A 21,251-nucleotide genomic window follows, 5' to 3' on the forward strand; every position below is an offset into this window, starting at 1 on the left:
CCTGAGCATGGTTCCTGCATGACACTGGCCCGGAACCGACCAAGGGGCACCGCGACATGAGCAGCAAGAACCTCCTCCACCGCAGGGCTGTTCTGCAGGGCACCGCCGCCATCGGAGCGCTGTCCATCTTCGGCGGCGCCTTCGCCCAGGGCGCGGGCAGGCAGATCAAGGTCGCGGCGATCTACACCGTGCCGGTCGAGCAGCAATGGGTGTCGCGCATCCACAAGGCGCTGAACGGCGCCCGGGACCGCGGCGAGGTCAGCTACAAGTTCTCGGAGAACGTCGCCAACAACGACTACGAGCGCGTCATGCGCCAATACGCCGAGGAAGGTTCCGACCTCGTCGTGGGCGAGATCTTCGGCGTCGAGCGGCAGGCGCGGCGCGTGGCCGCGGCCTACCCGAAAGTGGCCTTCCTGATGGGCTCCTCCTTCGGCCCGTCCAAGCCGAACCTCGCCGTCTTCGACAACTTCATCCAGGAGCCCTCGTATCTGACCGGGATGGTGGCCGGTAAGACCACGAAGTCGAACCTGATCGGCATGGTCGGCGGCTATGCCATCCCCGAGGTGAACCGCCTCATGCACGCCTTCATGGACGGGGCGCGCTCGGTGAACCCGAACGTCAAGTTCCTCGTGACCTTCATCAACTCCTGGTACGACCCGCCGAAAGCCAAGGAAGCCGCCTTCGCCATGATCGATAAGGGCGCCGACATCCTCTACGCTGAGCGTTTCGGCGTCTCCGATGCCGCCAAGGAGAAAGGCGTCAAGGTGATCGGCAACGTGATCGACACCTCGTCCCAGTATCCGGGCACGGTGCTCGCCAGCGCGCTATGGCACATGGAGCCCACGATCGAGCGCGCCGTGACGGCCGTGAAGGAGGGCCGCTTCGAGGCCGCCGATTACGGCCAGTTCAGCCACATGCAGTATGGCGGCGCGAGCCTTGCCGTGGACGAGAAGCTCGTCCCCGCCGACGTCGTGAGGCTCGTCCGCGAGAAGGAAAAGGAGATCACGGACGGGCTGTTCCGGGTGAACGTGAACGACGCGGAGCCGAAGGCGGGGTGAGCCTGCCTGCCCTCCGCATCCGCGGCGTCACGAAGCGCTTCGGCCCGCTCGTGGCGAACGAGGCCGTCGATCTCGACCTAGCGCGCGGGGAGATCCTGGCGCTGCTCGGCGAGAACGGCGCCGGCAAGACGACGCTGATGAACATCCTGTTCGGCCACTACGTGGCGGACGAGGGCACAATCGAGGTCGCGGACGAGGCCGGCGCGCTCCGGCCGCTTCCGGCCGGCTCGCCCGGTGCGGCGCTCGCGGCCGGGATCGGCATGGTCCACCAGCATTTCGCCCTGGCCGAAAGCCTGTCCGTCATCGAGAACGTCGTGCTCGGGACGCGCCCCCTCCTCGCGCCCGGCCTCGGCCTGAGAGCGGCCCGCCGCCGGCTCGATACGCTCATGCGGGATAGCGGTCTCCGGGTGGATCCGAACAGACGCGTCGGCGCGCTCGGGGTCGGCGAGAAGCAGCGGGTCGAGATCCTGAAGGTGCTCCATCGCGGGGCGCGGATTCTGGTGCTCGACGAGCCGACCGCCGTGCTTGCGCCGCAGGAGGCGGAGCAGCTGTTCGGCATCCTGCGGCGGCTGCGCGGGCAGGGGCTGTCGGTCATCTTCATCTCGCACAAGCTCGGCGAGGTGGCGGCGCTCGCCGATCGCGTCGCCGTGCTCCGGGCCGGCCGGAAGGTCGCGGACCAGCCCGTCGCGGGTGCGGACAAGACGGCGCTCGCAGCCCTGATGGTGGGGCGCGAGGTGGTTCCGAGCCGCCGCGTCCCGCAGGCCCCCGGCCCGGCGCTTCTCGTCCTCGACCGGGTCAGCGTGCCGGGCGAGCGCGGCCGGCCCGGCCTGGTCGAGGCATCGCTGACGATCCATGGGGGCGAGATCCTGGGCATAGCCGGGGTGTCCGGCAACGGGCAGGCGGAGCTCGCCGGCCTCCTCGCCGGCATGAAGACGTCGTCCGTCGGGACGGTCCGCCTGGCCGGGCAGGCGATCCCGCCCGGGCCGGCCGGCGCGGTCGCGTCCGGCATCGGCAGGATCCCGGAGGATCGCCACCGCGACGGCGCCGTGGGCAGCCTCGGTGTGGCCGAGAACCTCGCGCTCGAGACGCTGTCCTCCCCCGACGTGCAGCGCTGGGGCTTCCTGCGCTTCGGCCGGATGCGCGAGACGGCGTCCCGTGCCATTTCGGCCTACGACATACGCTGTCCCGGGCCGGAGGCGCCGGTCCGGCTCCTCTCGGGCGGGAACATGCAGAAGGTGATCCTCGCCCGTGCCTTCGAGAGCCATCCCCGCCTCGTTCTCGCGGACCAGCCGACGCGCGGGCTCGACGTGGGAGCGGCCGGCGAGGTGCACCGCCGCCTCCTGGAGGCGCGCAACCGCGGGGCCGGGATCCTGCTGATATCGGAGGACCTCGACGAGCTCCTCGCCATTTCCGACCGCATCGCCGTCATGGCCGGGGGACGCCTCTCCGAGCCGCAAGCGGTGGAGAACGTCACGCTCGCCGAGCTCGGCCTCAAGATGGCTGCGTCCGGGACCGGGCAGGATCGCGCGGCGGCATGATCCGCTTCGAGCCGCGGACCGGGATCTCGCCAGCCCGGTCCATGGGATTGCGCCTGCTGGCCGTGGCGGCTGCCCTGGCGCTCGCGGCCATTCCGCTCGGCGTGGCCGGCGCGCCGATCCTCCCGGCCTATGCTGCCATGCTCCAGGGCGCGGCCGGCTCCGTCTTCGCCCTCACCGAGACGCTCGCGCGCGCGACGCCACTGATCTTCACGGGGCTTTCCGCCGCGATCGCCTTCCGGGCCCGCCTGTACAACATCGGGGCGGAAGGCCAGCTCTATCTCGGGGCGCTGGCCGCGGTCGCGGTCGGGTCCGGCGCCGTTGCGGGCCCGCCCGCGCTGCTCGTTCCGCTCGTGCTCCTCGCGGCCGCGGCTGCGGGGGCCGCGCTCATGCTCGGTCCGACCTTCCTGAAGGGGCGCTTCGGCGTGGACGAGGTCGTCACGACCCTCCTCCTGAATTTCGTCGTGCTCCTCTTCATCCAGATGATGCTGGAAGGGCCGTTCAAGGACCCGATGGGCGGCGGCTGGCCGCAATCGGAGCCGATCCTCCCCGAGGCCGCACTCCCGCCCCTGGTCGAGCGCATGCGCCTCCATGCCGGTCTGCCCATCGGGATCGTCCTGTGCCTGCTCGCGCATGTCCTGATCTCCCGGACGGTGCTCGGCCTGCGGATCCGGGCCGTGGGCGAGAACCCGGCCGCCTCCGCCTATGCAGGCATCCCGGTGCTGCGCACGCTCCTGACCGTCGGGGCCGTGTCCGGCGCCCTTGCGGGCCTCGCAGGCGCCTCCGAGGTCGCGGGCCTGAAGGGAAACCTGACGGCCGACCTGTCGCGCGGCTTCGGCTATGCCGGAATCGTGGTGGCGATGATCGCCGGTCTCCAGCCGCTCGCGGTTGTTCCGGCCGCGCTCCTTGTCGCGGGAGTCTTCGTCGGCGCCGACACGATGAGCCGCAGCCATGGGGTGTCGAGCTACATCGCGGATCTGATCGTCGCCCTCGCGCTCCTCTGCGTGCTGGTGGCGGGCCTCTTCGTCCGTTTCAAGGTCAGGTGGGAGCGGGCGTGAGCGCCATCCTCGATATTCTCGCCTCCGCGAGCTTCTGGGCGGCGGCGCTCCGAATCGCCACCCCGCTGATGTTCGGCGTTCTCGGCGCGCTGATCTGCGAGCGCTCCGGCGTGCTCAATCTCGGCATCGAGGGCATCTTCACGGCCGGCGCGATGGCAGGTTGGCTCGCCGTCCATCTCGGAGCGGATCTCTGGACGGGCGTGCTGGCCGCAGCCCTCACCGGCGCCGTGTTCGGGCTGCTGCTCGCGCTGCTGACGGTCCCGCTCGGGCTCTCGCAACACGTGGCAGGGATCGGAGTGACGCTGCTCGCCACGAGCCTCGCCTATTTCACGTACCGCGTCGTGCTGCCGACAGCGTCCACGCCGCCGCGCATAGAGCCCTTCGGACCGGTGCGGCTTCCGGTGCTGTCCGACCTGCCCTTCCTCGGCCCGGCCTTGTTCAGCCAGACGCCGCTGACCTTCCTGGCGCTCACCCTGTTCGGGCTCGTGGCCTTCGTACTCTACCGCACTCCGCTCGGGCTCGCGATCCGGGCTGCCGGCGAGAACCCGGCCGCGGTCGAAGCGCAGGGGCTCGACGTTCACCTCGTCCGCATCGGCGCCGTCGTTACAGGCTCGGCCGTCATGGCGCTGGGCGGCGCCTTCCTGACGATGTCCGCCTTCAACGCCTTCTTCTTCGAGATGACGGGCGGCCGCGGCTGGATCTGCATCGCGCTCACCGTCTTCGCCTCGTGGCGCCCGGGCAAGGCGCTGCTCGGCGCCATTCTCTTCGGCGCCTTCGACGCATTCCAGCTCCGGCTCCAGCACGAGGTGGCGGGCGCCGTCCCGAGCCAGGTCTTCCTGATGCTGCCCTATCTCCTCTCGATAGCGGCGCTCTGCCTGGTGGCCCGCCGTGCCGACTACCCCAAGGCGCTCATGATTCCCTATGTGAAGGGGCAACGGTGAGGCTTGCTTCGCTTACACTCCGGCGCAACATGACCATTGTAGTAACGGAGGCAGCAATGCGAGGATCCAGCTCAGGGAAGCAAAGGCGACGCTCTCTTCCGTGATCGACGAGGCGAAGCGCGGAGAGCCTTCGATCATCACACGCCACGGCAAGCCCGAAGCGGTCGTGGTCGGCTTTGAAGAGTGGGAACGCATGGGTCGGCTCCAATCCTTTGGGAAGTTCCTGATGTCCGCACCCTTCGAGGAGGGAGACATCCCCGAGCGCGATCGAACCTGGCGTGACGTGGATCTGTGACGGACTACCTGCTCGATACCGACATCGTTTCGGCCAGTTCGCCTACGAAGGCGGCCTACGAACGTCACTTCGTCGGCTGGGTCGAGGAGCGCTCGGTGAGACTTTATCTGTCTGCGGTGACGATAGCGGAGATCACGACGGGAACAGCCAAGCTGAAAAGAGAGCACCCTGGGCGACGGGCTAAAGCTCTCGCCGAATGGCTGGAATCCGTAGTCGTGACCTATGGCAATCGAGTCTTGCCGGTGGATGTCGAGATTGCACTCGGGGCCGGGAAACGCGTGGATCTATTACGGAGTCGCGGCCATCAGCCTGGGCTGCCGGATGCCGCCATCGCAGCCACTGCAATCCGGCACGGTCTGACCGTGGTGACCCGAAACACTCGTCATTTCCGCGTCTTCGACGTTCCGCTTCTGGATCCGTTCGACGAAGCCTTTCGCACATGACTCTCGACCTCCTCGTCCGCAACGCCGTCCTGCCCGACGGCCGCACAGGCCAGGACATCGCCGTCCGGGGCGGGCGCATCGCGGAGATGCGGCCAGGCATCGAAGCGGAGGCGACGCGGGTGATCGACGCCGCCGGGCATCTCGTCTCGCCGCCCTTCGTCGACATCCATTTCCACATGGACGCGACGCTCTCGCTCGGGCTGCCGCGGCTCAACCAGTCCGGGACGCTCCTCGAAGGCATCGCGCTCTGGGGCGAGCTGAAGCCGCTCCTCACGCACGAGGCGATCGTCGAGCGCGCCCTGCACTATTGCGACATGGCCGTCGCACAGGGCCTGCTTGCGATCCGCTCTCACGTCGACGTCTGCGACGACCGGCTTCTCGCGGTCGATGCGCTGCTCGACGTCAAGAGGCGCGTTCAGCCCTATCTCGACCTGCAGCTCGTGGCCTTCCCGCAGGACGGCTATTACCGCTCGCCCGGCGCGGTCGAGAACCTGAAGCGGGCACTCGACAAGGGTGTCGAGGTCGTCGGCGGCATCCCGCATTTCGAGCGGACAATGGCCGACGGGGCGGCGTCGGTCCGCGCCCTCTGCGAGCTCGCGGCGGAGCGGGGCCTGCGGGTCGACATGCATTGCGACGAGACGGACGATCCGCTCTCGCGCCATATCGAGACCCTGGCCTACGAGACCCAGCGGCTCGGGCTCCGCGGCCGGGTGGCCGGCTCGCACCTGACCTCCATGCACTCGATGGACAACTACTACGTCTCGAAGCTCCTGCCCCTGATGGCGGAGGCGGGGGTCGCCGCGATCGCGAACCCGCTCATCAACATCGTCATCCAGGGTCGGCACGACACCTATCCGAAGCGGCGCGGCATGACCCGCATTCCGGAGATGCGCGCGCAGGGCATCCTCTGCGCCCTCGGGCACGATTGCGTGATGGATCCCTGGTACTCGCTGGGCTCCGGGGACATGCTGGAGGTGGCGCATATGGCCGTGCATGTCGGCCATATGACCAGCCGCGAGGCCATGGGCTTCTGCTTCGACGCGGTGACCAAAAACCCGGCTTCCATCATGGGCCTGGACGGCTACGGGCTCGCGCCCGGCTGCAACGCCGACTTCGTGCTGCTCCAGGCCCGCGATCCCATCGACGCGATCCGGCTCAAGGCGACGCGGCTGGCCGTCGTCCGGCGCGGACGCGTGATCGCCGAGACTCCGGCCCGGATCCCCGCGCTGGCGCTCGAGGGCAGGCCCGCCACCCTCGACGTCACCCTCGCAAGCTAAGTCACGTTCCCGCCCGCCAGGAGTCCTGGCCGCCCGCAGCACGCGGACGAGCCGCGCCGCATCACGCCGCAAAGCCAGCGCTCCGGGGCCGTCCCCGATTCCACGCCGGTGAAAACCGGCGCCGTCCCCGGTGTTCCGCCGGTCGCGACGGCACCGCCCGTTTGCGGAGTAAGGGTTTCGTAAAGAGGCGTGGTTAGCCTTTCCTGAAGTGCAGTTGCGGAAAGCGCCATGATTCCAGCGACCTGGTTCCGAAAAGCCAAGACGCCCGAGGCCATTCCGGCGAGGGACAACACGACGGCAGCGGCCCCCGTGCCGGCCGCCGCGGCCGCGGCCGCGCTGCATGAGGAGATCGCGAAGGCCGAAGCCGTCGCGGCCCCAGAGAAGGAGACCGCCGCGGCCGGCGCGACGCTCCGGGCCTCGCGCCTCGTCGAGGCGGGGCGTAGGAGCTCGACGGATCTGCGGTCCCGCCTGAGCTCTCTGTTCGCCCAGGCCGAGCCCTGGGCCCGGCCCGCGGGCGCCGCCGCCGCGATCATGGTCGCGGGTGCGCTCGGCTATGCTGGCGGCTACGCCTCGGCCGGCAGGGCGCCGGCGGACGATCCGGTCCTCGCCCGCTGGACCGAGGCCGCGGCCGGCATCCGGGAGAACCGCGAGGACGTCGCGCGGCTCGCCTCCGAGATGAAGTCCGTCCGCACCGCGCTCGACGGCATCAGGAGCGAGCGCCGCGGGGGCGACCTCTCCGCCCGGCAGGCCCAGCTCTCGGACAAGGTCGAGCGCTCCGCCGCGGATACGGCCGCGAAGCTCGCCAAGCTCGCCGAGCAGGTGGACCGCATCGAGAAGACGCAGCGCGATCCGGCCCGCGTCGGCGCGCTGGTGGAGCGCCTCGACCGGATCGAGAAGCAGATGCAGACCGCCGCGGCGGCTCAGGCGCCCGCCCCGAAGCCCGTCGCTGCGGCACCGCAGCCTTCGGGCGACGTCACCCAAACCGGAAGCCTGCCGCCGGTGGATGCTCGGCCGCCCGCGCGTCCGGTCGAGACCGTCGATCCCCGCAGGCTCCAGGCGGAGGGCTACACGGTCCGCGACGTCGAGGACGGCTTCGCGCTCGTCGAGAGCCGGAACGGCCGCTTCTTCGAGGTGGCACCCGGGATGAGCCTGCCCGGACTGGGCCGTGTCGAGTCGATCGAGCGGCGCGGCCGGCAATGGGTGGTGGTGACCCCGAAGGGCTTCGTCGCCGAGCGGTGACCTGTCGCGCTCACGACCAGTTCGCGACGATGGTCGAGGCGGACGCGACCTCGACCTGCTGCCCGTAGCGGCGCCGGTAGAGCGTGATCGAGGCGTCGTGCGCCGTGTCGGAGGACGAGCAGAGGCAGTCCTTGCCGACGATCACGCGGTAGCCCCGGTCCACCGCCCCGAGCACGGCAGCGAGCACGCAGACATCGGTCTCGCCGCCGGTGACGACGAGGGTGTCCGTCCCCCGGCGCTCGAGCTCCTGCGTGAGCGCCGGCTCGAACCAGGGCGAGTAGACCTTCTTGTCGATCACCTTCGCGGGCGGCACGAAGCGCGCGAGCTCGGGCACGAGCTCGATCATGTCCGGAGGGAGACGCTCGAGCGTCAGATCGGCCCATTTCTCGTAATAGTGCTTCCAGGTGCCCCTGCCTTCGCCCGGCCGTGCGGCCGGGATGAAGCGCGTGAAGACGGTTCTGTCGGGATGGGCCTCCACCACCCGCACCACCTCAGGCAGCACCCGCTCCATCCAGGGCGTGTGCCACGGCGTGTCCCGCGCGAAGATGTTCTGCATGTCGACGCAGAGATGGACGGCGTTCTCGGGAATCGGCCCGCGCGTCAGTTCCTCGTCGGTCTTGGCCAAGCGTCGCTCCCCGGTCCGGCCCTGACAATGCTCAGGCGCGGGGAACGTTGCGCTCCAGCTCCGCCAGCCAGACGGCGGCGTTGCCGTCGGACGGCGCCCGCCAGTCGCCGCGCGGCGAGAGCGAGCCGCCATGGGAGACCTTCGGGCCGTTCGGAAGGGCCGAGCGCTTGAACTGCGCGAAGGCGAAGAAGCGGCGCAGGAACACCTCGAGCCAGCGCCGGATCGTTTCGAGGTCGTAGGCGCGCCGTCGCTCGGCGGGGAAGCCGGGCGGCCAGTCGCCCCTGGCCGCATCACCCCAGGCGTGGAGCGCCAGGAACGCGATCTTGGACGGCCGGAAGCCGTAGCGGAGCGTGTAGAAGAGGTTGAAGTCCTGCAGCTCGTAGGGCCCGACCTTCGCCTCCGTCGATTGCGGCGTCTCGCCGGCTTCGACGGGCACGAGCTCGGGCGAGATCTCGGTGTCGAGGATCGCGAGCAGGGTCTTGTTGATGCCCGCTCCGGATTCGAACTGGCCCGAGGAGACCACCCACCGGATCAGGTGCTGGATCAGCGTCTTCGGCACCCCGGCATTGACGTTGTAGTGCGACATCTGGTCTCCGACGCCGTAGGTGCACCAGCCGAGCGCGAGCTCCGACAGGTCGCCCGTCCCGACCACGATCGCACCCTGCTGATTGGCCAGCCGGAACAGGAAGTCGGTCCGCAGCCCCGCCTGCACGTTCTCGAAGGTCACGTCGTAGACGGGCTCGCCGCGCCCGAACGGATGGCCGAGATCAGACAGCATCTGACGTGCGGCCGGTTTGATGTCGAGCTCGTGCCATGTCACGCCGAGCGCTTCCATGAGCGCGATCGCGTTCGCCTTGGTCTCGCCGGAGGTCGCAAATCCCGGCATCGTGTAGCCGAGGATGTCGGTGCGCGGCCAGCCGAGCCGGTCGAAGGCCTTGGCGGCCACGATCAGGGCATGGGTCGAATCGAGCCCGCCCGAGACGCCGATCACCACCCGCTTCGTCCCGATCGCGGAGAGACGCTGCGCGAGGCCGGCGACCTGGATGTTGTAGCCCTCGTAGCAGTCCTGGGCGAGGCGCACCGGATCGTCCGGCACGAAGGGGAAGCGATCGACCCGGCGCTCGAGCCCGACATCGTCGAGCGGGGGGTCGAGCCGGAACGGGACCGAGCGATAGGCCAGCCGCCCGCCCTGGGCCCGCCGGTTGTCGTCGAAGGTCCCCATGAAGTTCCGCTCCTGGCGGAGGAGGTCGAGATCGACATCCGCCACCGTGATCTGATCGGCGGTCGCGAAGCGCTCCCCCTCGGCCAGCAGCACCGCATTCTCGTAGATCGAGGTCTGGCCGTCCCAGGAGAGGTCCGTGGTCGATTCCCCCGCCCCGCCGGCGGCATAGACATAGGCGCAGAGGCAGCGGGCCGAGGTGGATTGGCAGTACAGCGCGCGGCTCGAGGCCCGGCCGATGGTGATCGGGCTGCCCGAGAGGTTCGCCAGCACGGTGGCGCCGGCGAGCGCGGCCTCGGCGCCGGGCTGGAGCGGAATCCACATGTCCTCGCAGATCTCCACTCCGAGGGTCAGGCCGGGCAGGTCGGCCGCCGGGAAGATCAGGTCCGTGCCGAAGGGCGCCTCGATCGCTCCGATCCGGATCGTCTCGCCCCGTATGCCTTCGCCGGACGCGAAGTGGCGCGCCTCGTAGAACTCGCGATAGGTCGGCAGATAGGTCTTCGGGACGACTCCGAGCAGCCGCCCGCGGTGGATGACGAGCGCGGCGTTGTAGATCCGCGCGCCGAACCGGAGCGGCGCGCCGACCACCAGCACCGGCAGGAGCCCGGCCGAGGCCTCCACGAGAACCGCGACCGCCTCCTCGACCGCGTCGAGGAGCACGTCCTGCATCAGGAGGTCCTCGATCGAATAGCCGGAGAGGAAGAGCTCCGGATAGACCGCGACCGCCACCGCCCGGTCGTGACAGCGCCGCGCGACGTCCAGCACCGCCGCCGCATTCCGCTCCGGATCGGCCAGATGGCATCGCGGCACCACGGCCGCGACGCGTGCGAAGCCTCGGGCGTAGATCGAGCGGAAGGTCATGCGCGTCCCGGCATTCTGCGGCCCTGCACCCGGCCGGGCTCAAGGTCCCGCCTCTATACTACTCTCCCGCCGATCCGGATCCCTCCTGTGCCGGCCAGCTTGTTTTCCGTAGCTACGGGAATTACATGGCGATCACGTTCGATCCGGCCAAGCGGGACTGGACCATGGCCAACCGCGGCCTCAACTTCGAGGACGCGCCGATCGTATTCGGCGGGCCGCGATACGACCAAGTCGATGCCCGGCGCGACTACGGAGAGACACGGGTCATCACCGTCGGCTTTCTCGCGGGCAGAATGGTGATCGTGGGCTGGACGCCTCGCGGCGACAACCAGCACATCTTTTCGATGAGGAAGGCCAATGCCCGAGAACAGAGACGCTACGAAAAGCTCCTCGCCTGAGATCAAGTCGGACCTGGCCAAGGTCGACGCCTACGTCCTCACGCAGGCCGATTACGACGAGATTCCCGAGCTCACGGACGAGTGGTTCGAGGCCGCCGACTTCAAGATCGGCGACAAGCTGATCCGGCGGGGGCGGCCGAAAAGCGACAAACCCAAGAAGCAGGTGACGCTGCGGCTCGATGCCGACCTGCTGGACGGCTTGCGCGCCACCGGCCCGGGCTGGCAGACCCGGATCAACGAGGTCCTGCGGGACTGGCTGGAGAAGCGCTGAGATGGGCGACCACCACCATCACGACCACGACCGTTCGCACCACCACGGCGAGCCGCGCTGGAAGCATGACGGCGTGCGCGTCATCAAGGGCGACCAGCTCGATCCGAACACGGCCCAGACGCCGGGCATGTTCCGGCAGGCCGCGATCAATGCCGCCCGCGTCGGGGCGCAGAAGATCTGGGCCGGCACCGTCGCGATCCAGCCGAACGCCAAGACCGGGGTGCATCACCACGGCGAGCTCGAGAGCGTGATCTACGTGGTGCGCGGCCATGCCCGCATGCGCTGGGGCGACCGGCTCGAATACGTAGCGGAGGCGGGCCCGGGCGACTTCATCTTCGTGCCGCCCTTCGTGCCGCACCAGGAGATCAACGCCTCCACGGACGAGCCGCTCGAATGCGTGCTGGTGCGCTCCGACAACGAGGCGGTGGTGGTGAACATCACCGATGTCGAGCCGGTCGAGAAGCCGGAGGAGGTCTACTGGGTCGACCCGATCCACAAGCATCCGTAAGGATGAAGCCCGCCGGCCGCTTGTTAACCGTTTGGAGTTGGAATTGACCCGTTTTCGTGGACAGTGACGGGCTTGGGTCTTAGCTCTCGGATGTCATCTTCATCTCGTAGGCAATCGGGGAGAGATAGCCCAGGGCCGAGAGCCGTCGACCCGGGTTGTACCAGCCCCCATATAGCTGAAGAGCGCCATCCGGGCTTCCGCCTGGGAGGGCGAAGCGGCGGCGGGCGAGGAGTTCGCATTCGAGGGTGGCAAAGAAGCTCTCGCACATGGCGCTGTCGTAAGCGTCGGCGACCGATCCCATACAGGAAGCCAGCAAGTGTCGGCACGAAGGTGATGTCTGCCACCCAGAGCCGGTTTGCCACCCAGAGCCGGTTCGGGGCGTCGGCCGTAAAGTTGCGGTCGAGCCAGACGTAATAGCCGACCCTCGTCGCCGCGCCCGCCACCATCCCGATCGGCCTGGGCACCCAGTTCCAGATCGCCTGCCCCGATGGCTCAAACTCGCGACAGCTCTTCCGGCGCGCGGCCCGACCGCACCAAGTCGATTAGATGTACGGTACCGTACATCTAGGCGGCCGCGCGCCGGCTGGGCTGCTTTGTCGGCGCGGTGTTCTCGATGAGCTTCGCGGCGCCGCTCGCGGGAACGGGCGGGCCGAACAGAAAGCCCTGCCCATAGGTGCAGCCGCGCGCCGCCAGCCATTCCGAGTTGGTCGTGCTCTCGATCCCTTCCGCCGTGGTCAGGATGCCGAGGCTCTGTCCGAGCCCGATGATGGCGCTGATGATCTTGGCGCTCTCCTGGTTCTCGAGCGACTGCACGAAGGAGCGGTCGATCTTGATCTTGTCGAACTTCAGCTCGCGCAGGTGATAGAGGCTGGAATAGCCGGTGCCAAAATCGTCGAGCGCGATCGAGACGCCGGCGCTCTGCAGCACTCCGAGCGTGGCGCGTGCGACCTCGATGTCGTTGGTCAGCGCCGATTCGGTGATCTCGATTTCCAGCCTGCGCGCGTCAAAGCCGGTCTCGCGGAGGATGGACAGGATGCGCGCGGCGAGCAGCCTGTCCTTGAACTGGTACGGCGAGATGTTGATGGACAGGCCGAGATCGCCCGGCCAGGACCGCGCGTCGGCGCAGGCTTGGCGCAGGAGGCCGTAGCAGAGCTCGGTGATCATCCCGCTGTCCTCGGCCAGCGGGATGAAAATATCGGGCGAGATGATGCCGCGCTGCGGATGGTACCAGCGCGCCAGGACCTCGAAACCGAGAAGCTTGTGGCTGGGGAGCGCGACGAGCGGCTGGTAATGCGGCCTGATCTCGCCCGACTGGATCGCGTGCCGGAGCGCGATCTCGAGGGTGACGCGCTCCTTCAGCTCCTCGTCCATCTTCTGCTCGAAGAACCGGAAGGTGCCCCGGCCCTCGCGCTTGCCCCGGTACATGGCTATGTCGGCGGCGCGAAGCAGCGCCTCCGCGTCCTGTCCGTCCGTCGGGAAGAGCGCGATGCCGACCGTCGCGCCGATATCGATCTTGGCGTGCTCCCAGAGGATGGGGTCGGAGAGCCGCGTGATGATCTGCTGCGCGAGCCGGATCAGGTCGGCGCTGTTCGCGTCGTTCGGGAGGAAGACGGAGAACTCGTCCCCCCCGAGCCGGGCGGCGATCGCGTCTTTGGGCAGCAGCTCGTTCAGCCGCTCGGCGACCTCGCAGAGGACGGCATCCCCGGCCGGATGGCCGTAGACGTCGTTCACCGGCTTGAAGCGGTCGAGGTCGATCAGGAAGGCTGCCGAGGGCGTGCGCAGCGGGTTGGCGGCCGTTGCGGCCTCGATCGTCTCGATCAGCATGCGGCGGTTGGGGAGCGCGGTCAGCGCGTCGCGCCGGGCGATCGACATCGCGTTCTCCTCGGCGATCTCGCGCGCCCGCATCTCCCGCCTGAGCCGCACCGACTTCAACGCAGAGGCGGCCGCGAACGCGAAGCTCATAAGGAAACCGAGAAAGACGACGCTGGACAGCCCGTTCTGCAGTACGGCGAGCTGCATCGCGGTGAAGATTCCAAGCGTTTCGCCGATGAGCCAGAGACAGGAAGCGATCGCGAGCAGGCAGGCAAGCTCGTACATTTCCCCCTTGTTGAGGGACGTCTGCTTCGCCTCTTCCATGAACGGAGCTCCGTCAGCCGAAGTCCGACCATGCACGACGAAGCCTTGTGTGAATGTGAATCCGCGCGCCGATATTTTTGCCATCGTTAACCCGCGCCGTCTGGCGGATTCCTCCCGAACAGGCTCTCCGCTGCGAAATCGGGAGAAGAACTTGCGGACGACCCGGAGATCGCCAGGCAGCCGGCCCCGACGCGGGAGCGACTTCTCAGACCTGATCCAGGGCGGCGCGGAAATCAGCGACCAGGTCGTCCGGGTGTTCGAGCCCGACCGAGATCCGCACCAGCCCGTCACTTATGCCCATGGCGACCCGCGTCTCGGGCTTCAGGCGCTGATGGGTGGACGTACCAGGGTGCGTGACGAGGGTCTTGGCATCGCCCAGATTGTTCGAGATCCGGGCGATGCGGAGCGCGTTCATGAAGCGGAAGGCACCGGCCTTGCCGCCCGCAACCTCCAGAGCGATCAGGGTCGAGCCGCCCCGCATCTGTCGCCGCACGATGTCGGCCTGGGGATGGTCCGGCCGGCCCGGATACGTGGCCCGCAGCGCGTTGCGGTGGCCGGACAGCGCGTCTGCCAGCAGGCCTGCCGACCGGGTCTGGCGCTCGACCCGGAGCGACAGCGTCTCGAGCGACTTCAGCATGACCCAGGCATTGAAGGGCGACATGGCCGGCCCCGTCTGCCGGAGGAAGTTGTGGATGTGGCTTGCGATGAACTCGGCCGATGCGAGGACCACGCCGCCCAGACATCGGCCCTGGCCGTCCACATGCTTGGTCGTGGAGTAGACGACGCAGTCCGCGCCGAGTTCGAGCGGCTTTTGCCAGAGCGGGGTCGAGAAGACGTTGTCGACCACGAGGGTGGCGCCGGCTCCGTGCGCGATCTCGGCGACGGCCGCGATGTCGATGATCTCGAGCGTGGGGTTGGCCGGGCTCTCCAGGAAAAACGTGCGGGTCTCGGGGCGCACGGCCGCGCGCCACTGGTCGAGATCGGTCCCGTCCACGAGCGTGGAGGCGACCCCGAAGCGGGGAAGAAGCTCCTCGATGATGTAGAGGCAGGATCCGAAGAGCGCCTTGGAGGCGACGACGTGATCGCCGGCCTTGAGCTGCCCGACCAGGGAGGCGGTCACGGCGGCCATCCCGCTCGCGGTCGCGCGCGCGGCTTCGGCTCCTTCCAGCGCTGCCATCCGGGCCTCGAACATCGCGACCGTCGGGTTCGAGAAGCGTGCGTAGAGGAAGCCGGGCTCGTCTCCCGAGAAGCGCCGCTCGCATTCCTCCGCGGAGGCGTAGACGTGGCCCTGCGTCAGAAAGAGCGCCTCGGAGGTCTCGTTGAATTCCGACCGGAGCGTCCCGGCATGGACTAGGAGCGTGTCAGGGTGCCAACCGCCGGCACGATCTGGATGCGACATGAGGACGTTCTCGTTCGGGCCAGCTTTGCCCCGCGCCGCTGTCTCCACGCAAGCAGCGCGGTGCAGCACCTGATAAGCGCATGCCCGGCGGGCATGCATCCGGTTAATAACTCACCGCGTCATGCGTACAACGCATGGTGAGCTTGCGTCAGACCCTCTTACGTGCGCTGCACCACGATTTATGTTGCAATGCAACAGAAGGAAACGCCCGCGGCTTAACGGAGATTTGTCATGCCCGCGGTATCTGCACAGCTCAACGACTTCATCATGCCGTCCGCCCCCCGCGCGGCTGCCAAGCCGGGCCCCTCGCGGCCCTGGTTCGCCCGTCTGGCCAATGCGCTGGTCGAAGCCCGCGCCCGTCAAGCAGAACGCGAGGTGGCGCGCTACATCGAGCAGCATGGCGGCCGCTTCACGGACGACCTCGAGCGCCAGATCGAGCGCTACTTCGTCTGACACCAATTCGGCGAACGCCCCGGCGCTCGAACGCACGGAAATCCGATCAGCCCGGCGGTTGCGCCGGGCCTCCGCTTCGATCAAATCGCCGCGCCCCGAGGCTTGGCCTCCGAGCGGAGCCGGCGATGATAAAGTTCTACTTCAACACCTCCCCGAACCCCATGAAGGTCGCGCTCTGTCTGGAAGAGATGGCGCTACCCTATGAACCTGTCGTGATCGACACCCGCAAAGGTGACCAGTTCGCCCCCGGCTTCGCGGCGCTCAACCCGAATGCCAAGGTGCCCGTGATCGTGGATGGCGACGTGACGGTGTTCGATTCGAACGCGATCCTCCTCTACCTGAGCGAGAAGACCGGGCTGTTCGGCCCGGGGCTGGGTGCCAAGGAGCGCAGCGAGTTCCTGTCCTGGCTCATGTTCGTGGCAACGGGGGTCGGGCCGTTCTCCGGCCAGGCTGTCCATTTCAAGCATTTCGCGCCCGAGCAGGTGCCCTACGCGAACACGCGCTACCAGTATGAGGCAGATCGGCACTACACGGTCGCCGATCGCCGGCTGGCCGACCGGCCCTATCTGGCGGGCGGCTCCTATACGGTGGCCGACATGGCGCTCTGGGGCTGGGCCCGCATGGTGCCCTTCATCCTGGGCGACGAGGCCTGGGCGAGATACCCGAACCTGAAGCGGCTCTTCGACGAGATCTCATCGCGGCCCGCGGCCAAGCGCGCGGAGGAGTTCCGGGCGAAGCACGCCTCGGCCTTCAAGGCCGAGATGGACGACGAGGCGCGCGCGGTGATGTTCAAGCATCTGAAGTCCGCCTGACCCTCACCGGGACCGCTTCGCGCGAGCGCCGGGCCGGGTCGCGATCGGCCGGGCCCGGACGGCTAGGGCCCGGACGGCTAGGGCCCGGTCCGAACCGCCCCCTGAACCTGCGCCAGTGCCGCTCCGACCATCTGGCGCTTCGTTCAAGATGCGGCTTCAGGCCGGGCACGTCCTCGGCCAGGAGGGCGAGCCCGAGGGGGAGCATCCAGATCCCGAGAACCGGCAGGATGGAGAAGATTCCGCCCAGCACCAGCAGGATGCCCGCCCCGAACCGCACGAGGTGCCGGGAGGGCTTCCGCAGCCAAGCCACGGCCGATCCGATCCGGGGCGGTAGCCGCCCCAGGAGCGCTTCGATCCGCGCGTCCCAGGCGATTGCGAGCTCGTCCATCCTATCCAGTCCACCTGCCGGCGACGGCGCCGGACAGGGGACCAGATGGGCGGCTCGATACCGGAATGGAAGGTCAGCGTGCCCCGAGGAGTTCGACGTCGAAGATGAGCGTCGCGCCGGGCGGGATCACGCCGCCCGCGCCTCTCGCTCCGTAGCCCAGCTCCGCCGGTATGATGAGCGTGCGCCGGCCGCCCACCTTCATGGTCGCGACGCCTTCGTCCCAGCCGCGGATCACCCGGCCCTGGCCGAGCGGAAACGAGAAGGGCTGGCCGCGGTCGCGGGAGGAATCGAACTTCCGGCCCGGCTTGCCGCCCTCGTCCAGCCAGCCCGTGTAGTGGACGCTGACCGACTGGCCGTTCTTGGGGGCCGGGCCGGTGCCGACCACCTCATCCCGGTACTTGAGGCCGGAGGGAGTCGTAACCGTCTCGGCAGAGGATGCGGCGGTGGTCATGGCGAGGAGGGCTCCAAGAACGGGAAGAACGCGCGGCATACGTGGCTCCGGATTTCGTCCTCGCCCTAGCACGCGAAGGTGGCGTGGAGGAAATGCGGCGATCCTCCGCGCCGCGATCACGAAAGCGAGGGGCCCGGCGCAGCAGGGCTGGCGGCGGCGGCGCCGCACGCCATCTGAGGGTTCCCGCAGGAGGCTCTCGGATGCTTCATCGGCGTGCGCTGCTCGGCGGTCTCGGGGTAGTCTGGTTGGGCACCGCCCAGGGCAGAAGCCAGCCGAAGGCGCCGGCGCTCGGCCTGCTTCGGGAGGGCGGGTGCGTGATGCTCGTCCGGCATGCGCGCGCCCCGGGGACCGGAGACCCTCCGGGATTCCGGATCGGTGATTGCGCTACGCAGCGCAATCTCTCCGCGGAAGGGCGCGAGCAGGCGGCAGCGCTGGGCCGGAGCCTGCGTGAGGCCGGCATACGGATCGAAGCCGTCCGCTCGAGCCGCTGGTGCCGTGCGCTCGACACGGCCCGCCTCGCCTTCCCGGACATCCCGGTCGAGCCCGACCCGGCACTGGACAGCTTCTTCGGCGACGGATCGAGCCGGGACCGGCAGACGGAGGCCGCGCGGGCGCTCGTGGCCGGCTGGCGCGGCCGCTCGGGCGTACTCGCGCTCGTCACCCATCAGGTCAACGTCACGGCCCTGACGCGCCTGTTTCCGGCCGAGGGCGAGATCGTCGCGCTCCGTCCGACGGTCGCCGGATTCGACACCCTGGGCCAGATCCGCCTCTGAGCGGGGCGTCCTGGTCCGCAGCTCAGTGCGCCGCGTCCCAGTTGCTGCCCGCTCGGGCCTCGACGGCGAGCGGCACCTTCAGCTGCACGGCCGGCAGGGGCGCCTCTTCCATGATGCGCGTCACCACCGGGAGGGTCGCATCGACCTCCTCCTCCGGCACCTCGAAGACGAGTTCGTCATGCACCTGGAGGAGCATCTTGGCCGAGAGCTTCGCATCCCGGAGGGCGGCGTCCATGCGGATCATGGCGCGGCGGATGATGTCCGCCGCCGAGCCCTGGATGGGCGCGTTGATCGCCTGCCGTTCGACCGCGGCCCGGATGGAGGCGTTGCCGGCCGAGATGTCGGGATAGTGGCAGGCGCGGCCGAACAGGGTCGTGACGTAGCCTTGCTCCCTGACGGCGCGCTTCGTCTTGTCCATGTAATCCCGGATGCCGGGGAAGCGCTCGAAATAGGTCCGGATGTACTGCCCGGCCTCCTCCCGCGGAATGCCGAGCTGGTTCGCCAGGCCGAAGGCGGAGATGCCGTAGACGATGCCGAAATTGATCGCCTTCGCGCGCCGACGCACCTCCGGCGGCATTCCCTCGACCGGGACGCCGAACATCTCCGAGGCGGTCGTGGCGTGGATGTCGATGCCGTCGGCGAACGCCTTCTTGAGCTGGGGGATGTCGGCGATGTCGGCCAGAAGCCGAAGCTCGATCTGGGAATAGTCTGCCGAGATCAGCTTGTGGCCGGGCTCCGGCACGAAGGCCGTGCGGATCTTGCGGCCCTCCTCGGTCCGGATCGGGATGTTCTGCAGGTTGGGATCGGCTGAGGAGAGCCGGCCCGTCGTGGTCGCGGCGAGCGCGTACGAGGTATGCACGCGGCCGGTCTCCGGATTCACGTAGGTCGGCAGCGCATCGGTGTAGCTCTTCAGCTTCGTCAGCTGGCGCCATTCGAGGATCTTGCGCGGGAGCGGATGATCGGATGTCTCCGCGAGATCCTCCAGCAGGCGGGCGCCCGTGGACCATTGGCCGGTGGCCGTCTTGCGCGCGCCCGGCAGGCCGAACTTCCCGAAGAGGATGTCCGCAAGCTGCTTCGGCGAGCCGATCGTGAAGCGCTCGCCCGCGATGTCGTAGACCTCGTCCTCGACCCGGGCGATGGTCTGCGCGAAGTCGCCCGACATGCGCGAGAGTATGTTGCGGTCGATGCGGATGCCGCGCTCCTCCATGCGGGCGAGCGTCGCGATCATCGGCCGCTCGAGCGTCTCGTAGACCGTGGTCTTGCGCTCGGGCGCGAGACGCGGCTTCAGCACTCGCCAGAGGCGGAGCGCGAGGTCCGGACCCTCGGCCGCGTATTCGCGCGCCTGGTCCGGGTCGATTGCCTCGAAGGCGACCGCCTTCTTGCCCTTGCCGGTCAGGTCCTCGAGCGAGAAGCAGCTGTGCTGGAGGTAGACGCGGGCGAGCTGCTCCAGCGAGTGCCCGGAGAGGTTCGGCTTGCCCACGTCGAGCGCGTAGGAGAGCAGCATCGTGTCGTCGAGCGAGCGCATCTCGATCCCGTGCCGCTTCAGCACGAGCCAGTCGTGCTTGACGTTCTGACCGATCTTGAGGACCGCCGGATCCTCCAGAAGAGGCTTCAGACGGAACAGCGCGTCGTCGAACGGGATCTGGCCGGCCACGAGCCCGTTCTCGAACAGGCTCTCGCCACCGTCCTGGCCGCCGGCACGGTGGCGGAGCGGGAGATAGGCCGACATGCCCGGCTCGAGCCCGAGCGAGATGCCGACGATCTCCGATCGCATGGGGTCTGGCGTCGAGGTTTCGACATCGATCGCCAGAAGGCCCGTTTCGCCTGCCGCCGCGATCCAGCGATCCAGTTCCTCGGCCGTGCGCAGGGTCAGGAACTTCGTCCGGTCGCACGGGGAGGCCGCCGCCTCGGCGCGGCGGGCCGCGACCAAGGCCTCAGGGGTCATGAGGCCGTTGGGGGCGGCCGCGCCCCCTCTCCCCGGCAGGGACGGGGCTGAAACGAGGGCAGGCGGGCCGTCGGCGGACGATGCACCCTCGCCCTGGTCAGCTTCCCCCTGCAGGGAGGGAACGTCTCCCTCGCTTTCGTGGAACCACCGGCCGCTCGTCGGGTCCCACGGCCGGGACAGATCCGGGTCCGGATCGACCTGCGCTGGATCCACGTCGTAGAGTTCGGCGATCCTCTTGGTGATCGTGCTGAAGTGCAGCGCCTTGGTGAAGGCGAGGAGGCGCTTTGCGTCGAGTTCGCCGAGCCGGGTCGCCCCGATCGGTACGGAAACCGGCGTCGAGCAGTCCAGCGTCACGAGCCGCTTGGAGATCCGGGCCTTCTCGGCATTCTCGATGAGCGCCTCGCGCCGTTTCGGCTGCCTGATCTCGCCGACCCGGTCGAGCAGGTTCTCGAGGCTGCCATACTCGCAGATGAGCTGCGCGGCGGTCTTGATTCCGATCCCGGGCACGCCCGGCACGTTGTCGGTCGGATCCCCGATGAGCGCCTGCACGTCCGGCACCTGCTCGGGCGGTACCCCGAATTTCTCGATCACGCCCTCGCGATCGAGCCGCCGCTCGGGGCGGTAGCCCGGCTTTCCCGGGATGCCGCTCTCGAAATCGTAGAAGGTCACGCCCGGCCGCACGACCTGCATCAGGTCCTTGTCGGAGGACACGATGAGGACTTCGGCCCCCGCCGCGGAGGCCTGGCAGGCATAGGTCGCGATGATGTCGTCCGCCTCGTAGCGATCCTGCTCGATCGGGATCAGGCCGAGCGCTCTCACGGCGTCGCGCATCAGCTTGAACTGCGGCACGAGGTCGGAGGGCGGATCAGGCCGGTGAGCCTTGTAGTCGGCGAATATCTCCTTCCGGAACGATTGCTCCGTCTTGTCGAAGACGATCGCGAGATGTGTCGGCCTGATGCCGCAGGCGCCGTCGCGGATGAACTGGATCAGCTTCGTGGTGAACAGACGGACCGCTCCCGTCGGCAGGCCGTCGCCGGGCCGGGTGTTGTATTTCCGGTCCTGGTTCATGGACTGGAAATAGGCGCGGAACACGAAGGAGGAGCCGTCGACCAGAAAGACCTGGTCGCCGGGGCCGACGGAAGGGGAGGCGCTCATGCCTCCGAGAT

General features: G+C 68.6%; 20 protein-coding genes and 2 pseudogenes. 14 read left to right on the plus strand and 8 right to left on the minus strand.

Annotated elements, in window-relative coordinates:
• The first annotated feature begins 56 nt into the window (after nucleotides 1-56).
• The 8 genes from HJG44_RS19230 (at nucleotide 57) to HJG44_RS19265 (ending at nucleotide 7,846) form a co-directional block, all read left to right on the plus strand.
• A complete protein-coding gene (locus tag HJG44_RS19230; RefSeq protein ID WP_171219928.1) occupies nucleotides 57-1,058 on the plus strand; it encodes a BMP family protein in 1,002 nt (333 codons plus the stop codon).
• Complete coding sequence (locus HJG44_RS19235; RefSeq protein WP_171219929.1) at nucleotides 1,055-2,596, plus strand: ATP-binding cassette domain-containing protein; 1,542 nt, start codon at nucleotides 1,055-1,057, stop codon at nucleotides 2,594-2,596. The genes HJG44_RS19230 and HJG44_RS19235 overlap by 4 nt, the downstream gene beginning before the upstream one ends.
• The gene (locus tag HJG44_RS19240; RefSeq protein WP_171219930.1) at nucleotides 2,593-3,651 is read left to right on the plus strand and encodes an ABC transporter permease; all 1,059 of its coding nucleotides are present in this window, start codon (nucleotides 2,593-2,595) and stop codon (nucleotides 3,649-3,651) included. Before HJG44_RS19235 ends, HJG44_RS19240 begins: the two co-directional genes overlap by 4 nt.
• Entirely contained in the window at nucleotides 3,648-4,592 is a 945-nt protein-coding gene (locus tag HJG44_RS19245; RefSeq protein WP_171219931.1) for an ABC transporter permease subunit, read from the plus strand. The genes HJG44_RS19240 and HJG44_RS19245 overlap by 4 nt, the downstream gene beginning before the upstream one ends.
• Before the next feature lie 100 nt (nucleotides 4,593-4,692).
• Nucleotides 4,693-4,887, plus strand: a complete 195-nt coding sequence (locus tag HJG44_RS19250) for a type II toxin-antitoxin system prevent-host-death family antitoxin (protein WP_346767208.1) — start codon at nucleotides 4,693-4,695, stop codon at nucleotides 4,885-4,887.
• On the plus strand, nucleotides 4,884-5,330 hold the full coding sequence (locus HJG44_RS19255) for a PIN domain-containing protein (protein ID WP_171219932.1): 447 nt from the start codon (nucleotides 4,884-4,886) through the stop codon (nucleotides 5,328-5,330). The genes HJG44_RS19250 and HJG44_RS19255 overlap by 4 nt, the downstream gene beginning before the upstream one ends.
• Nucleotides 5,327-6,607 carry an amidohydrolase family protein gene (locus HJG44_RS19260; RefSeq protein ID WP_171219933.1) on the plus strand — a complete coding sequence of 427 codons (1,281 nt, stop codon included), beginning with the start codon at nucleotides 5,327-5,329 and terminating at the stop codon, nucleotides 6,605-6,607. The genes HJG44_RS19255 and HJG44_RS19260 overlap by 4 nt, the downstream gene beginning before the upstream one ends.
• 228 nt (nucleotides 6,608-6,835) lie before the next feature.
• Nucleotides 6,836-7,846 carry a hypothetical protein gene (locus HJG44_RS19265; RefSeq protein ID WP_171219934.1) on the plus strand — a complete coding sequence of 337 codons (1,011 nt, stop codon included), beginning with the start codon at nucleotides 6,836-6,838 and terminating at the stop codon, nucleotides 7,844-7,846.
• 10 nt (nucleotides 7,847-7,856) lie between these two features.
• Here HJG44_RS19265 and HJG44_RS19270 read toward each other — a convergent pair whose 3' ends face one another.
• The gene (locus tag HJG44_RS19270; RefSeq protein ID WP_246736354.1) at nucleotides 7,857-8,471 is read right to left on the minus strand and encodes a cysteine hydrolase family protein; all 615 of its coding nucleotides are present in this window, start codon (nucleotides 8,469-8,471) and stop codon (nucleotides 7,857-7,859) included.
• A 31-nt stretch (nucleotides 8,472-8,502) separates the two neighbouring features.
• Nucleotides 8,503-10,551 carry an NAD(+) synthase gene (locus HJG44_RS19275; protein WP_171219936.1) on the minus strand — a complete coding sequence of 683 codons (2,049 nt, stop codon included), beginning with the start codon at nucleotides 10,549-10,551 and terminating at the stop codon, nucleotides 8,503-8,505.
• Nucleotides 10,552-10,676: 125 nt separating this feature from the next.
• Here HJG44_RS19275 and HJG44_RS19280 point away from each other — a divergent pair, with 125 nt between their 5' ends.
• Genes HJG44_RS19280 through HJG44_RS19290 form a run of 3 tightly spaced genes read left to right on the plus strand, consistent with a single transcriptional unit; the run spans nucleotide 10,677 to nucleotide 11,728 of the window.
• Nucleotides 10,677-10,949 carry a BrnT family toxin gene (locus HJG44_RS19280; RefSeq protein WP_171219937.1) on the plus strand — a complete coding sequence of 91 codons (273 nt, stop codon included), beginning with the start codon at nucleotides 10,677-10,679 and terminating at the stop codon, nucleotides 10,947-10,949.
• Nucleotides 10,909-11,220: a BrnA antitoxin family protein gene (locus HJG44_RS19285; RefSeq protein ID WP_171219938.1), complete on the plus strand. Its 312-nt coding sequence runs from the start codon at nucleotides 10,909-10,911 to the stop codon at nucleotides 11,218-11,220. Before HJG44_RS19280 ends, HJG44_RS19285 begins: the two co-directional genes overlap by 41 nt.
• Nucleotide 11,221: 1 nt before the next feature.
• The gene (locus HJG44_RS19290; protein WP_171219939.1) at nucleotides 11,222-11,728 is read left to right on the plus strand and encodes a cupin domain-containing protein; all 507 of its coding nucleotides are present in this window, start codon (nucleotides 11,222-11,224) and stop codon (nucleotides 11,726-11,728) included.
• A 79-nt stretch (nucleotides 11,729-11,807) separates the two neighbouring features.
• On the opposite strand, the pseudogene HJG44_RS23855 reads toward HJG44_RS19290, so the two are convergent.
• The 3 genes and pseudogenes from HJG44_RS23855 to HJG44_RS19300 form a co-directional block, all read right to left on the minus strand.
• Nucleotides 11,808-12,029, minus strand: a pseudogene (locus HJG44_RS23855) (IS3 family transposase); the annotation flags it as partial.
• Nucleotides 12,030-12,292: 263 nt separating this feature from the next.
• A complete protein-coding gene (locus HJG44_RS19295) occupies nucleotides 12,293-13,864 on the minus strand; it encodes a putative bifunctional diguanylate cyclase/phosphodiesterase (RefSeq protein WP_171219940.1) in 1,572 nt (523 codons plus the stop codon).
• A gap of 205 nt (nucleotides 13,865-14,069) precedes the next feature.
• Nucleotides 14,070-15,263 carry an O-succinylhomoserine sulfhydrylase gene (locus HJG44_RS19300; RefSeq protein WP_171219941.1) on the minus strand — a complete coding sequence of 398 codons (1,194 nt, stop codon included), beginning with the start codon at nucleotides 15,261-15,263 and terminating at the stop codon, nucleotides 14,070-14,072.
• A 231-nt stretch (nucleotides 15,264-15,494) separates the two neighbouring features.
• Between HJG44_RS19300 and HJG44_RS19305 the strand changes: the two genes are divergently transcribed.
• Nucleotides 15,495-15,716, plus strand: coding sequence for a hypothetical protein (locus HJG44_RS19305; RefSeq protein WP_171219942.1), 222 nt, complete (start codon nucleotides 15,495-15,497; stop codon nucleotides 15,714-15,716).
• Between the two features lie 125 nt (nucleotides 15,717-15,841).
• Entirely contained in the window at nucleotides 15,842-16,528 is a 687-nt protein-coding gene (locus HJG44_RS19310) for a glutathione S-transferase family protein (RefSeq protein ID WP_171219943.1), read from the plus strand.
• Nucleotides 16,529-16,622: 94 nt separating this feature from the next.
• Here HJG44_RS19310 and HJG44_RS19315 read toward each other — a convergent pair.
• Both HJG44_RS19315 and HJG44_RS19320 read right to left on the minus strand, forming a co-directional pair.
• Nucleotides 16,623-16,916 (minus strand): annotated as a pseudogene (locus HJG44_RS19315) (hypothetical protein); the annotation flags it as partial.
• 73 nt (nucleotides 16,917-16,989) lie between these two features.
• On the minus strand, nucleotides 16,990-17,406 hold the full coding sequence (locus tag HJG44_RS19320; protein WP_171219944.1) for an FKBP-type peptidyl-prolyl cis-trans isomerase: 417 nt from the start codon (nucleotides 17,404-17,406) through the stop codon (nucleotides 16,990-16,992).
• A 161-nt stretch (nucleotides 17,407-17,567) separates the two neighbouring features.
• On the opposite strand from HJG44_RS19320, the gene HJG44_RS19325 reads away from it, so the two are divergent.
• Nucleotides 17,568-18,140: a histidine phosphatase family protein gene (locus HJG44_RS19325; protein WP_171219945.1), complete on the plus strand. Its 573-nt coding sequence runs from the start codon at nucleotides 17,568-17,570 to the stop codon at nucleotides 18,138-18,140.
• A gap of 22 nt (nucleotides 18,141-18,162) precedes the next feature.
• Here HJG44_RS19325 and polA read toward each other — a convergent pair whose 3' ends face one another.
• A complete protein-coding gene (gene polA / locus HJG44_RS19330; protein ID WP_171219946.1) occupies nucleotides 18,163-21,240 on the minus strand; it encodes a DNA polymerase I in 3,078 nt (1,025 codons plus the stop codon).
• Nucleotides 21,241-21,251: the final 11 nt, after the last annotated feature.

This window comes from Enterovirga aerilata, assembly GCF_013044135.1.
GTDB lineage: Bacteria > Pseudomonadota > Alphaproteobacteria > Rhizobiales > Beijerinckiaceae > Enterovirga > Enterovirga aerilata.